12 protein-coding genes and 2 tRNA genes are annotated in these 12,432 nt (G+C 54.6%); 10 read left to right on the top strand and 4 right to left on the bottom strand.

All coding sequences use genetic code 11. The annotated features are described in order from the left end of the window. Nucleotides 1-3 precede the first annotated feature (3 nt). Genes pmrB through dacB form a run of 3 tightly spaced genes read right to left on the bottom strand, consistent with a single transcriptional unit; the run spans nt 4 to nt 3,169 of the window. Entirely contained in the window at nt 4-1,068 is a 1,065-nt protein-coding gene (gene pmrB / locus SPL01S_RS19835) for a two-component system sensor histidine kinase PmrB (RefSeq protein ID WP_063202405.1), read from the bottom strand. Beyond that, nucleotides 1,065-1,727, bottom strand: coding sequence for a two-component system response regulator PmrA (pmrA, locus tag SPL01S_RS19830; RefSeq protein ID WP_063202402.1), 663 nt, complete (start codon nt 1,725-1,727; stop codon nt 1,065-1,067). The genes pmrB and pmrA overlap by 4 nt, the downstream gene beginning before the upstream one ends. 8 nt (nt 1,728-1,735) lie before the next feature. After that, nucleotides 1,736-3,169, bottom strand: a complete 1,434-nt coding sequence (dacB, locus tag SPL01S_RS19825; protein WP_004952830.1) for a serine-type D-Ala-D-Ala carboxypeptidase — start codon at nt 3,167-3,169, stop codon at nt 1,736-1,738. A gap of 256 nt (nt 3,170-3,425) precedes the next feature. Between dacB and greA the strand changes: the two genes are divergently transcribed. Next, nucleotides 3,426-3,902, top strand: coding sequence for a transcription elongation factor GreA (greA, locus tag SPL01S_RS19820; protein WP_004952832.1), 477 nt, complete (start codon nt 3,426-3,428; stop codon nt 3,900-3,902). Between the two features lie 114 nt (nt 3,903-4,016). Here greA and yhbY read toward each other — a convergent pair whose 3' ends face one another. Beyond that, the gene (gene yhbY / locus SPL01S_RS19815; protein WP_004933536.1) at nt 4,017-4,310 is read right to left on the bottom strand and encodes a ribosome assembly RNA-binding protein YhbY; all 294 of its coding nucleotides are present in this window, start codon (nt 4,308-4,310) and stop codon (nt 4,017-4,019) included. A gap of 143 nt (nt 4,311-4,453) precedes the next feature. On the opposite strand from yhbY, the gene rlmE reads away from it, so the two are divergent. From rlmE to nusA, 9 genes are all read left to right on the top strand, one after another. Continuing rightward, nucleotides 4,454-5,083: a 23S rRNA (uridine(2552)-2'-O)-methyltransferase RlmE gene (rlmE, locus tag SPL01S_RS19810; protein ID WP_004952836.1), complete on the top strand. Its 630-nt coding sequence runs from the start codon at nt 4,454-4,456 to the stop codon at nt 5,081-5,083. Between the two features lie 56 nt (nt 5,084-5,139). Continuing rightward, nucleotides 5,140-7,071 (top strand): ATP-dependent zinc metalloprotease FtsH, encoded by a 1,932-nt coding sequence (ftsH, locus tag SPL01S_RS19805; RefSeq protein WP_037430164.1) that lies wholly within the window; start codon nt 5,140-5,142, stop codon nt 7,069-7,071. Nucleotides 7,072-7,163: 92 nt separating this feature from the next. After that, entirely contained in the window at nt 7,164-7,997 is an 834-nt protein-coding gene (gene folP / locus SPL01S_RS19800) for a dihydropteroate synthase (protein WP_062869309.1), read from the top strand. 7 nt (nt 7,998-8,004) lie between these two features. Next, nucleotides 8,005-9,342, top strand: coding sequence for a phosphoglucosamine mutase (gene glmM, locus SPL01S_RS19795; RefSeq protein ID WP_004952846.1), 1,338 nt, complete (start codon nt 8,005-8,007; stop codon nt 9,340-9,342). A 250-nt stretch (nt 9,343-9,592) separates the two neighbouring features. Beyond that, nucleotides 9,593-9,928 (top strand): preprotein translocase subunit SecG, encoded by a 336-nt coding sequence (gene secG / locus SPL01S_RS19790; RefSeq protein ID WP_004952849.1) that lies wholly within the window; start codon nt 9,593-9,595, stop codon nt 9,926-9,928. 77 nt (nt 9,929-10,005) lie between these two features. Further along, nucleotides 10,006-10,092 (top strand) — tRNA-Leu (locus SPL01S_RS19785). Between the two features lie 60 nt (nt 10,093-10,152). After that, a tRNA-Met gene (locus SPL01S_RS19780) sits at nt 10,153-10,229 on the top strand. A 217-nt stretch (nt 10,230-10,446) separates the two neighbouring features. Beyond that, a complete protein-coding gene (rimP, locus tag SPL01S_RS19775) occupies nt 10,447-10,899 on the top strand; it encodes a ribosome maturation factor RimP (RefSeq protein ID WP_004952852.1) in 453 nt (150 codons plus the stop codon). 21 nt (nt 10,900-10,920) lie between these two features. Beyond that, nucleotides 10,921-12,417: a transcription termination factor NusA gene (nusA, locus tag SPL01S_RS19770; RefSeq protein WP_063202400.1), complete on the top strand. Its 1,497-nt coding sequence runs from the start codon at nt 10,921-10,923 to the stop codon at nt 12,415-12,417. The last annotated feature ends 15 nt before the right edge of the window (nt 12,418-12,432 follow it).

Below are 12,432 nucleotides of genomic sequence, written 5' to 3'. Positions count from 1 at the left end.
ACGCTATTTATTCAGCACGTTTTCGGGTAGCCAGCATTGGGCATTCAGCCCACTGGCATCCTGTCGATTTTCCAGCGTCAGATGTCCCTGATGCAACTGCACGATACGGGTTACGATGTTCAGACCTAGCCCACTGCCGCCATAACGCTGATCCATACGGCGGAACGCCTGGGTGAGTTCACCCGCCATCTTTTCTTTAACGCCCGGGCCTTCATCGATCACCTGCAGCAGGTGGCCGCGGTCCTGCGGTATAAGCTTAACCTGAATGAGGCTGCCTTCGGGGCTGTAGCGGTGCGCATTCTCCACCAGGTTGCGCAGCAAGAGGCGCAGCAGCACCGGATCGCCATGGATTTGCGCCTCCGCAGGGAGCCGCCAAAACAACTTTTGTTCGCGTTGAGCGGCCAGCTCCTCAAGCTCATCCTTTAGTGGCTGGATCACATCTTTCACCCAGTCAAAACGTTGATAGTGCCCGCTGGCAAAATCCTGCCCGGCGCGCGACAGCATCAGCAGTTGTTCGACGGTGTGCATCAGTTGGTCAATGCGGGTAATCAGCGGTTTGCTTTGCGCAATACCCTGTTTTTCCATCAGTTCCAGGTGTAGTCTGATCCCTGCCAACGGCGTGCGCAGTTCATGTGCCGCGTCGGCGGTGAACAGCCGCTCTTGCTGGATGGTGTTGTCCAGGCGTGAGAAAAGCTGATTGAGTGCAGTGGTGACTGCTTTCATTTCCAGGCTGTCGCTGTTGAGCGGCAGTGGGGTCAGGTTATCGGCGGAGCGTTTTTCCAGCCGTTGTTGCAGCTGATTGAGTGGGCGGATAATCCAGCTAATGGCCCAGAATGAGGCGAGCAGCGTGACGATCATCATGATCAGGGAAGGGGCGAGCAGCGAAGCTATCGCTTCGGCGATTTCGGTGTCGACGCGCTCGGTACGGATCTTGGCCGACAGCGTTTCATCCACCAGGAAACTGATTTGTTCCTGGCTTTCATGCCACAACCAAAAGGCGCTGATAAGCTGGGTGACCAGGAGGATCAGCGCCAGCATCAACAACAGACGACGGCGCATGCTGATCATGATGAGGATTCCAGGCGATAACCGATACCGCGGATGGTACGGATGCGATCCTTGCCCAATTTGCGGCGCAGGTTATGGATATGCACTTCCAGCGTGTTGGAACCTAAATCATCCTGCCAGGTGTAAAGGTCCTGCTGCAGCAGTTCACGGTTGACCGTTTGCCCGGCGCGCATCATAAGGCGAGACAGGATGGCGAACTCTTTTGGCGTGACTTCAACCGGCTGTTGTTGAACGTAAACCTGCTGGCTGGAAAGATTGAGCTGGAGATCGTCCAGTTGCATGAGGTTGTCGCTGTGGCCCTGATAGCGGCGGATTAAGGCGCGCACCCGCGCCTGCAGCTCAACCAGCGCGAAGGGCTTCACCAGGTAATCGTCAGCACCGGCGTCCAGCCCGTCGACACGGTCTTCCAGTGCGTCGCGGGCGGTGAGGATCAGCACCGGCAAGTCGACTTGCTGACGGCGCCACTGCCGCAGCAAGCTGGCGCCGTCCTGGTCGGGCAGACCGAGATCGAGGATGATCATGCTGTATTGGCTGGTAATGAGCAGCGCATTGGCTTGCGCAGCCGTAGCGGCGCAGTCGCAGGCATAGCCTTCGTTGGCCAATGCCAGCGCCAGCCCTTGCTGCAACAGCTCATCGTCTTCAACAATCAGCAGTTTCATCCTGACCCTCAGTTATTCTGATAAATATCCCGGTACAAGCGGCTTTCGAAACGCACCAGAGGAGCGCGACGCTGTTTCTGATCTTCCGGCGGCACGGCATAACCCGACAGGTATTGCACGAAAGCAAAACGTTGGCCGCTGGCGGTGGTGATAAAGCCCGCCAGGTTATACACGCCCTGCAGTGCACCGGTTTTGGCGGAAACCTTGCCATCGACACCGGCTTCGTGCAGCCCGCCACGGTAGCGCAGCGTGCCGTCGTAGCCCGATAGCGGCAGCATCGAAATAAAGTTCAGTTCGCTGTCATGCTGCGCGATGTATTGCAACGCTTGCATCATGGTCGCCGGGGCCAGCAGGTTATGACGCGAGAGGCCAGAGCCGTCCACCACAATGCTGTTGCCCAGATCGACCCCGGCTTTTTGACGCAGCACCTGACGTACGGCGTCCGCGCCGGCGCGCCAGGTACCCGGAACGCCGAAACGTTCATGGCCGATAGTGCGGAACACGGTATCGGCGATCATGTTGTCCGATTTCTTCAACATGATTTTCAGCAATTCGTGCAACGGTGCCGATTGCGTCTGCGCAATCACCGTGCCGGCCAGGCCAGGTTGAGTCTGGCGTTTCAGGTGGCCATCTATCTGGATGCCGGCTTGCGTCAGCTCATCTTTCAAGATAGCCCCGGCATAGCTGGCTCCATCCTGAATGGCGAACGCCAGCGGCAGCGGATCGCTGCGTTGGGTCAGGCAGCCGGTCAGGGTAAAGCGGTTCAGTTCGCCCGGCACCACGTCCAGCTCACAGTATTGGGCGTCCGCAGAGCCTCTCGCCAATGTTCGCACCTGGCTGAACATGTTGACCGGGTAATAAGAGGCTACGCGTATAAAGGCCATATCGCCTGGGTTTGGCGCACTGTACAGCGATACCGAGAAGCAGTTGCGATCGACGATTGCCGCTGCCGGCGGTGCACTAAAGCACTGCGTCAGATCGTTCCACGGCCAGCCTGGGGCTTTGTCGTGGCTGGCGAATACCGACGTGTCGACCAGCACGTCGCCGGTAATCTGGCGCACGCCCTGTTTTTTCAGGATCGCCACCATATTACGCAGGCTTTGGCGTTTAAAGGTCGGGTCGCCGCTGAAGCGGGCGATCAGATTGCCGCGCAGCACACCGTCACTGATGTCGCCCTGGCTTTCCAGCGTGGTGGTGAAGCGATAGTCGGGGCCGAGCTGCAACAAGGCAGCCAACGCCGTCAGCACCTTTTGGGTACTGGCCGGTAACGCCATTTGCTGTGAATGATAATCGATGGTCGGCGCATCGGCGCCGATCTTCTGAACTACCAGGGCAAGGTTGGCCCCATCAGGCAAATATTGTGTGTAATCTTCCACCGGGGCCGCATTTGCATTCAGAACAAATGCGCAAGCCAATGCACTGACAATTCGTGAAAAACGCATAATCTCGGGATAACAGCTGGATAACGTGCCGTCATACTACGGTGCATTCAGGGAGAAAGTAAACGATGACCCTCAAGGAACTCTACGCTAAAATGCGTATCAAAATGCAAAATCGATCCTGACTTGGGCGAATGTCCCGAGTCAGGCTTCTTTTGTTTGTCGCCTGGAGGCGGGGGGGCATACACCCACCGTTTTTTCATTCGAACACGTCAGGACGACGGCTATTTGAACAGGAAGATTTAGAGGTATTTACTATATGAAACAGATCCCGATGACTTTGTTTGGCGCTGAAAAACTGCGCGAAGAGCTTGAATATCTGAAGGGCGTGCGCCGTCCTAAAATCATTGCGGACATCGCGACTGCCCGTGAACACGGCGATTTGAAAGAAAACGCAGAGTACCATGCGGCTCGTGAGCAGCAGGGTTTTTGCGAAGGGCGTATTCAGGAAATTGAAGCCAAACTGTCGAACGCGCAAGTGATCGACATCACCAAGATGCCAAACAATGGCCGTGTGATTTTTGGCTCCACCGTTTCGGTGATGAATCTGGATAGCGAAGAAGAAGTGACTTACCGAATCGTGGGTGACGATGAGGCCGACTTCAAGAAAAATCTGATTTCGGTAAATTCACCTATGGCACGCGGTTTGATCGGTAAAGAGCAGGACGATGTGGTCGTCATTAAAACCCCGGGCGGCGATGTAGATTATGAGATCTTGAAGGTTGAATATCTCTGATATACGCCCAATCGCTCAGAAATTCGCCAGGGTTTTGTAAAGAAAGGAAAAAGGCCGCATGCGGCCTTTTATCTGAATCAGGTGCATGGCACCTTTTCGTTAACCCAATGCTTATTAACGCGGTAGACTGATCTTGCGCTCTTTCGATGGGCGGTAAAGAATAAGCGTACTGCCGATGACTTGTACGTTGCAGGCACCCGTTTCACGCACGATAGCGTCGGCGATCAGGGTTTTGGTTTCGCGATCTTCAGCAGCGATTTTTACCTTGATCAGCTCATGATGTTCCAGAGCCTGTTCAATTTCAGCCAGCACTCCTTCGGTGAGACCGTTATTACCCAGCATGACAACCGGTTTTAACGGATGCGCCAAGCCTTTCAGGTGCTGTTTTTGTTTATTATTCAGATTCATTGTCTTTTTTGCTTAAGTTGGGATTGAAAACGGTACATTCTACCGCCATCTCATGTATATCACCAAATCGGTCTTCACCGGTGTGAGTCTACGTGAGCAGCGAACCTGACATAAGACTCTTTTTATGATAGTTGGAAAACGAGATGGCTAATAAAAAGCGTTCTGCTAGCTCCAGTCGCTGGTTACAAGAACACTTTAGCGATAAATATGTGCAACAGGCGCAGAAAAAAGGGCTGCGTTCGCGCGCCTGGTTTAAACTTGATGAAATACAGCAAAGTGACAAGCTATTTAAACCCGGCATGACCGTAGTGGATTTAGGCGCAGCGCCGGGCGGTTGGTCGCAGTATGTAGTAACGCAGATCGGCGGTAACGGTCGTATCATCGCCTGTGATATTTTGCCAATGGATCCTATCGTTGGTGTCGATTTCCTTCAGGGCGATTTTCGTGATGAACTGGTCCTTAAAGCTCTGTTGGAACGTGTAGGTGAAAGTAAGGTTCAGGTGGTTATGTCTGACATGGCCCCGAATATGAGTGGCACTCCGGCCGTCGATATTCCAAGATCGATGTATCTGGTGGAATTAGCACTGGGAATGTGTCGTGATGTCCTCGCGCCAGGCGGAAGTTTCCTGGTGAAGGTGTTCCAGGGAGATGGCTTTGACGAGTACCTACGGGAAATTCGCTCCCTGTTTACGAAGGTTAAGATTCGTAAGCCAGACGCTTCCCGCGCACGTTCGCGCGAAGTGTACATTGTAGCGACAGGGCGCAAGCTGTAGTACCCTAACGCTGTTTGTTAACACAGTTGTAATATGAGGTTAATCCCTTGAGTGACATGGCGAAAAACCTAATTCTCTGGTTAGTCATCGCGGTAGTGTTGATGTCTGTATTCCAGAGCTTTGGGCCCAGCGAGTCGAATGGCCGTAGGGTGGATTACTCTACCTTCATGTCCGAGCTGACCCAGGACCAGGTTCGCGAAGCGCGAATCAACGGACGTGAAATTAACGTTACCAAGAAAGACAGTAACAAATACACGACCTACATCCCTGTCAACGATCCTAAGTTGCTTGATACGTTGTTGACGAAAAATGTGAAAGTTGTTGGTGAACCGCCTGAAGAGCCGAGTTTGCTGGCTTCTATCTTCATTTCATGGTTCCCGATGCTGTTGCTGATTGGGGTTTGGATCTTCTTCATGCGGCAGATGCAGGGCGGCGGCGGCAAGGGCGCGATGTCCTTCGGCAAGAGCAAGGCCCGTATGCTGACGGAAGACCAGATCAAAACCACTTTTGCCGACGTTGCCGGTTGCGATGAAGCAAAAGAAGAAGTGAGCGAACTGGTGGAATACCTGCGCGAGCCGAGCCGCTTCCAGAAGTTGGGCGGCAAGATCCCTAAAGGCGTGCTGATGGTTGGCCCGCCGGGGACCGGTAAAACCCTGCTGGCGAAAGCCATCGCGGGTGAAGCAAAAGTGCCGTTCTTCACCATTTCCGGCTCCGACTTCGTGGAAATGTTTGTCGGTGTGGGTGCTTCCCGTGTGCGCGATATGTTCGAGCAAGCGAAGAAAGCGGCACCGTGCATCATCTTCATCGATGAAATCGACGCCGTCGGTCGCCAGCGTGGCGCCGGTCTGGGTGGCGGTCATGATGAACGTGAGCAGACGCTGAACCAAATGCTGGTTGAGATGGACGGCTTTGAAGGCAACGAAGGCATTATCGTCATCGCTGCGACCAACCGTCCGGACGTGCTTGACCCGGCGTTGCTGCGTCCAGGCCGTTTCGACCGTCAGGTCGTGGTAGGGCTGCCGGACGTGCGTGGCCGTGAACAAATCCTGAAGGTGCATTCACGTCGCGTGCCGTTGGCGCCAGACGTTGATGCTTCTGTGCTTGCACGTGGTACCCCGGGCTTCTCCGGTGCTGACCTGGCTAACCTGGTCAACGAAGCGGCGCTGTTTGCCGCCCGCGGCAACAAACGCGTAGTGTCGATGGTTGAGTTCGAAAAAGCCAAAGACAAGATCATGATGGGCGCGGAACGTCGCTCCATGGTGATGACCGAAGCGCAGAAAGAGTCGACCGCGTATCACGAAGCAGGCCACGCCATTATCGGCCGTCTGGTTCCTGAGCACGATCCGGTGCACAAGGTCACTATTATTCCGCGTGGCCGTGCGTTGGGCGTTACCTTCTTCCTGCCGGAAGGCGATGCAATCAGCGCCAGCCGTCAGAAGCTGGAGAGCCAAATCTCTACGCTGTATGGCGGTCGTCTGGCTGAAGAGATCATTTACGGGCCAGAGAAAGTCTCTACCGGTGCGTCGAACGACATTAAAGTGGCGACCTCGATTGCCCGCAACATGGTGACCCAATGGGGCTTCTCCGAGAAGCTGGGGCCGCTGCTGTATGCGGAAGAAGAGGGCGAAGTGTTCCTGGGCCGTTCCGTGGCCAAAGCGAAACACATGTCGGACGAAACTGCGCGCATCATCGACCAGGAAGTGAAATCCCTGATCGAACGCAACTATATCCGTGCGCGTGCGTTGTTAATGGAAAACATGGACATCCTGCATTCAATGAAGGATGCCTTGATGAAGTATGAAACCATCGATGCGCCACAGATTGACGATCTGATGAACCGTAAAGACGTGCGTCCGCCAGCGGGTTGGGACGATGTGAACAAGGGCAGCAATTCCGACAACGGTGGCACCCCAAAAGCCCCGACGCCGGTAGATGAGCCGCGCACGCCAAACCCAGGCAATACCCTGTCTGAACAGCTAGACAAGTAACTTCGGCTGTGTAATAACATCGAACCCCGGCATGCCGGGGTTTTTTATTGCCCGGCGGGCAGTGATCCAGGCGACAGTAAGGTGAATTAGCGATGCAGTTAACCGTGCGAGACATGACTCTCGATCTTTCCCATCCACGGGTGATGGGGATCCTCAATGTAACCCCGGATTCTTTCTCTGACGGCGGCCGTCACAACACCTTGAATCAGGCGTTGTTGCATGCGCATGCGCTGATTTCGGCCGGTGCGACCATGATTGACGTGGGCGGAGAGTCGACCAGGCCGGGAGCTGCGGAGGTCAGCGAAGAGGAAGAGATCGCACGTGTGGTGCCTGTGGTGGAAGCCATTGCCCGGCGTTTTGAAGTCTTTATCTCGGTGGATACTTCGAAAGCGGGGGTGATTCGCGAGTCGGCTAAAGCGGGTGCGCATCTGATCAATGACGTTCGCTCGCTGCAGGAGCCGGGGGCGCTGGACGCAGCCGTGGCAAGCGGGCTGCCGGTATGCCTGATGCACATGCAGGGCGAACCGCGCACCATGCAGCAGGCGCCGCATTATGACGACCTGATTGCCGATGTGAATACATTTTTCCAGCGGCATATAGAACGTTGCAATGCCGCCGGCATTACAAATCAGAAATTGCTGCTCGACCCGGGATTCGGTTTCGGTAAGAATTTGGCTCACAATTATCAACTGCTGGCCAGATTGTCAGAGTTTCATCACTTCGGCCTGCCGCTGTTGGTAGGGATGTCGCGTAAGTCGATGATTGGACAGCTGCTGAATGTCCCCCCTGAACAGCGGGTTATCGGCAGCGTGGCCTGTGCGGTGATCGCCGCTATGCAGGGCGCACAGATTGTCAGAGTGCATGACGTTAAAGAAACCGTCGAGGCGATGCGTGTCGTCGAGGCAACACTTTCAGCTAAGGGATGACAGAGACATGAGCGAGCGCAAATATTTTGGTACCGACGGCATTCGTGGCAAAGTCGGCGATAGTCCTATTACCCCGGATTTCGTGCTGAAACTTGGCTGGGCTGCGGGTAAGGTACTGGCACGTCACGGCTCCCGTAAAATCATTATCGGTAAAGATACCCGAATTTCCGGCTACATGCTGGAGTCGGCGCTGGAGGCCGGCCTGGCCGCTGCGGGGTTATCCGCTTCTTTCACCGGTCCGATGCCGACGCCGGCGGTGGCTTATCTGACGCGTACCTTCCGTGCCGAGGCCGGTATCGTGATCTCTGCATCACATAACCCATTCTACGACAACGGTATTAAATTCTTCTCCATTGATGGGGCCAAGCTGCCGGATCATGTCGAAGAGGCCATTGAAGCCGAAATGGAAAAACCGCTGACCTGCGTGGAGTCTGCCGAGTTGGGTAAGGCGAGCCGGATTATCGATGCCGCCGGCCGTTACATCGAATTCTGCAAAGGCACCTTCCCGAGCGAACTGAGCCTGAAGGGCCTGAAAATCGTGGTGGACTGCGCCAACGGCGCGACCTACCACATCGCACCGAGCGTGTTGCGTGAGCTGGGCGCTACGGTGATTGCTATCGGCGTTGAGCCGGATGGCATGAACATCAATGAGAAATGCGGCGCCACCGACGTTCGCCAACTGCAAGAACGCGTACTGCTGGAAAAAGCGCACGTCGGTCTGGCGTTTGACGGTGATGGCGACCGCGTGATGATGGTTGATCACCTTGGCAACAAAGTGGATGGCGACCAGATCCTGTACATCATCGCCCGTGAGGGGTTGCGTCAGGGCCAGTTGCGCGGTGGTGCAGTCGGTACGCTGATGAGTAACATGGGCCTGGAACTGGCGCTCAAGCAGCTTGGTATCCCGTTTGCCCGTGCGAAAGTGGGTGACCGCTACGTACTGGAGAAGCTACAGGAGCTGGGCTGGCGCATCGGCGCAGAAAACTCCGGCCACGTGATCCTGCTGGATAAAACCACAACGGGTGATGGCATCATCGCCGGCCTGCAGGTGCTGACCGCGATAGTGCGTAACAGCATGAGTTTGCACGACCTGTGCAGCGGCATGAAACTGTTGCCGCAGATCCTCGTTAACGTGCGTTTTGTCGGCGAGCACAACCCGTTGGAGTCTGACGATGTGCGTAAAGTCACCGAGCAGGTTGAAACCGAGTTGGCTGGCCGTGGCCGCGTTCTTTTGCGTAAATCAGGTACCGAACCCTTGATCCGCGTGATGGTGGAAGGTGAGGATGAACAGCAGGTTACCGCGCTGGCACACCGTATCGCCGATGCTGTAAAGGCTGCCGGTTAACGGATTGCCGAGAGCCGGGGGCTGTTTGGGGCCCCCGGAAAACACAGCCTGCGAATTTTATTGGTGTTTTTTTCCGCAAACACGCCGGCTGCTGCAAATTGCCCTTGCGCGGGTTAACGGCTTTGGTTAGTATTCACACCCGCTTCAGTGGGCAGTTTGATACAACGCCTGCGACTTCTTAATAGAAAAGAAGCCTTTGGGGTGTGAAGCATTTGGCACGCGGTGAAGCCGCAAGGATACGGGTACAACTATGTACGAAGCTCTTCTGGTAATTTTCCTGCTGATCTCAATCGGGCTTGTTGCTCTGATTATGCTGCAGCAAGGTAAAGGCGCTGATATGGGAGCCTCATTCGGAGCAGGTGCGTCTGGCACGTTGTTCGGTTCGAGTGGTTCCGGTAACTTCATGACCCGCATGACGGCTATTCTGGCGGCATTGTTCTTCGTCATCAGTTTGATCCTGGGCAACCTGAGCACCAACCAGAGCAAGAAAGGCAGCGAGTGGGAAAACCTGGGTCAGCCAGTGAAATCTGAGCAGACTACCGCACCGGCAGCACCAACCAAGCCGAGCAGCGATATCCCACAGTAAGCGGCAAGCAGTCACAGAGTTTGAAAACGGTTGTTGTTACCTCAATAAAATAACAGCCGTTAGCAGCAAGAATCAGTACCGAGGTGGTGGAATTGGTAGACACGCTACCTTGAGGTGGTAGTGCCCTAACGGGCTTGTGGGTTCGAGTCCCATCCTCGGTACCAAATCCCAGAGATAACTTGCAATTTTGCAATTATCGGCGTAATATTTGCCACGTTTTCGGACGCGGGGTGGAGCAGCCTGGTAGCTCGTCGGGCTCATAACCCGAAGGTCGTCGGTTCAAATCCGGCCCCCGCAACCACTTTCCTTTAAGTGTTTATTTTCAAATACACTTTTCGATTGAATTCCGCTTTTCTCGAACAACATTTGAAAATGACACTTGTTAGAAAGTTGCACCGAAGCCGCTTTGCGGAAAACAGGGTCCAGTTGCATAAAGCCCCGAATTTTCGGGGTTTTTTGTTATTTGGCAACAGAATCACTGGGCTATTAGGCCCTTTTTTTATGTCTTGGGGGTGGGCTTGTCCACATTAGAGCAAAAATTAACAGAGATGCTTTCGGCACCGGTAGAAGCGTTGGGCTTTGAGCTTGTAGGCATCGAATTTATTCGTGCGCGCCAATCGACGCTCCGTATCTATATTGATAGTGAAAACGGCATCAATGTTGACGATTGTGCTGATGTCAGCCACCAGGTCAGCGCTGTATTGGACGTCGAAGAGCCAATCACAGTCGCTTACAACTTGGAAGTCTCCTCTCCTGGCCTTGATCGCCCGATGTTCACCGCTGAGCACTATACTCGTTTCCTCGGTGAAGAAGTCAGCTTGGTCCTGCGCATGGCCGTACAGAACCGTCGCAAATGGCAGGGCATTATCAAGTCTGTCGATGGCGAGATGATCACGGTTACTGTGGAAGGGAAAGATGAAGTGTTCGCGCTGAGCAACATCCAGAAAGCGAACCTGGTACCCCACTTTTAAAGTTTGGATGAGGCAACTAGGATGAATAAAGAGATTCTGGCTGTTGTTGAAGCTGTTTCCAACGAAAAATCCCTTCCGCGTGAGAAGATTTTCGAAGCGTTGGAAACCGCATTAGCCACCGCAACCAAGAAAAAATACGAGCAGGAAATTGAGGTTCGCGTCAGCATTGACCGCAAAACCGGCGATTTCGATACCTTCCGTCGTTGGGTCGCCGTAGATGAAGTGACCCAGCCAACGCGTGAAATCACGCTGGAAGCCGCTCAGTATGAAGAGTTGGGCGGGTACATTGAAGATCAGATCGAATCTGTGACCTTTGACCGCATCACCACCCAAACCGCGAAACAGGTTATCGTACAGAAAGTACGTGAAGCCGAACGCGCCATGGTCGTCGACGCTTTCCGTCAGCACGAAGGTGAAATCGTCACCGGCGTGGTGAAGAAAGTTAACCGTGACAGCATTGCGCTGGACCTGGGCAGCAACGCAGAAGCGGTCATTGGCCGTGAAGACATGCTGCCGCGCGAAAACTTCCGTCCGGGCGACCGAATTCGCGGCATATTGTACGCCGTCCGCCCTGAAGCTCGTGGCGCACAGCTGTTCGTCAGCCGTTCCAGTGCAGAGATGCTGAAAGAACTGTTCCGCATCGAAGTGCCGGAAATCGGCGAAGAAGTGACTGAAATTAAAGCGGCAGCCCGTGATCCTGGCTCCCGTGCAAAAATTGCTGTGAAAACCAACGACAAACGCATCGACCCGGTCGGCGCTTGCGTAGGTATGCGCGGTGCGCGCGTTCAGGCCGTTTCGAGCGAACTCGGCGGCGAACGTATCGATATCATCCTGTGGGATGATAACCCTGCGCAGTTCGTCATCAACGCCATGGCGCCGGCAGACGTTGCCTCGATCGTGGTTGATGAAGATAATTGCACCATGGATATCGCCGTCGAAGCCAGCAATCTGGCACAGGCGATCGGCCGTAATGGCCAAAACGTGCGTTTGGCTTCCCAATTGTTAAAACAGCATCGTGACGATGACCGTTGGGAACTGAACGTGATGACGGCGGACGATCTGCAGGCCAAGCACCAGGCCGAAGCTCATGCCGCCATTGATACCTTCACCAAGTATCTTGATATCGACGAAGATTTCGCCACCGTACTGGTCGAAGAAGGCTTCTCTACTCTGGAAGAGTTGGCTTACGTGCCAATCAAAGAGCTGCTGGAAATTGACGGTCTGGATGAAGATATGGTTGAAGCGTTGCGCGATCGCGCCAAAGCTGCATTGACCACGCTTGCCCTGGCCCAAGAAGAGAGCCTGGGCGACCAAAAACCTGCTGACGATTTGCTCAACCTTCCGGGTCTTGAGCGCAGCATGGCCTTTAAACTGGCCGCGCGTGGGGTTTGTACGCTGGAAGATCTTGCCGAGCAGGGTGTTGACGATCTGGCGGATATTGAAGGGCTTAGCGATGAGCAAGCCGGCGAGCTGATTATGGCCGCACGTAATATCTGTTGGTTTGGCGACAACGCGTAATAAACTGTAGCAGGA

Source organism: Serratia plymuthica NBRC 102599, from assembly GCF_001590925.1.
Lineage (GTDB): Bacteria > Pseudomonadota > Gammaproteobacteria > Enterobacterales > Enterobacteriaceae > Serratia > Serratia plymuthica.
Note: the sequence above shows the minus strand (reverse complement) of the source record. Positions and strands in the feature narration are given on the sequence as shown.

Bases quoted from the DNA above. Each gene is read 5' to 3' on its own strand.
- pmrB (WP_063202405.1), bottom strand. From the start codon at position 1,068: ATGATCAGCATGCGCCGTCGTCTGTTGTTGATGCTGGCGCTGATCCTC.
- pmrA (WP_063202402.1), bottom strand. From the start codon at position 1,727: ATGAAACTGCTGATTGTTGAAGACGATGAGCTGTTGCAGCAAGGGCTG.
- dacB (WP_004952830.1), bottom strand. From the start codon at position 3,169: ATGCGTTTTTCACGAATTGTCAGTGCATTGGCTTGCGCATTTGTTCTG.
- greA (WP_004952832.1), top strand. From the start codon at position 3,426: ATGAAACAGATCCCGATGACTTTGTTTGGCGCTGAAAAACTGCGCGAA.
- yhbY (WP_004933536.1), bottom strand. From the start codon at position 4,310: ATGAATCTGAATAATAAACAAAAACAGCACCTGAAAGGCTTGGCGCAT.
- rlmE (WP_004952836.1), top strand. From the start codon at position 4,454: ATGGCTAATAAAAAGCGTTCTGCTAGCTCCAGTCGCTGGTTACAAGAA.
- ftsH (WP_037430164.1), top strand. From the start codon at position 5,140: ATGGCGAAAAACCTAATTCTCTGGTTAGTCATCGCGGTAGTGTTGATG.
- folP (WP_062869309.1), top strand. From the start codon at position 7,164: ATGCAGTTAACCGTGCGAGACATGACTCTCGATCTTTCCCATCCACGG.
- glmM (WP_004952846.1), top strand. From the start codon at position 8,005: ATGAGCGAGCGCAAATATTTTGGTACCGACGGCATTCGTGGCAAAGTC.
- secG (WP_004952849.1), top strand. From the start codon at position 9,593: ATGTACGAAGCTCTTCTGGTAATTTTCCTGCTGATCTCAATCGGGCTT.
- nusA (WP_063202400.1), top strand. From the start codon at position 10,921: ATGAATAAAGAGATTCTGGCTGTTGTTGAAGCTGTTTCCAACGAAAAA.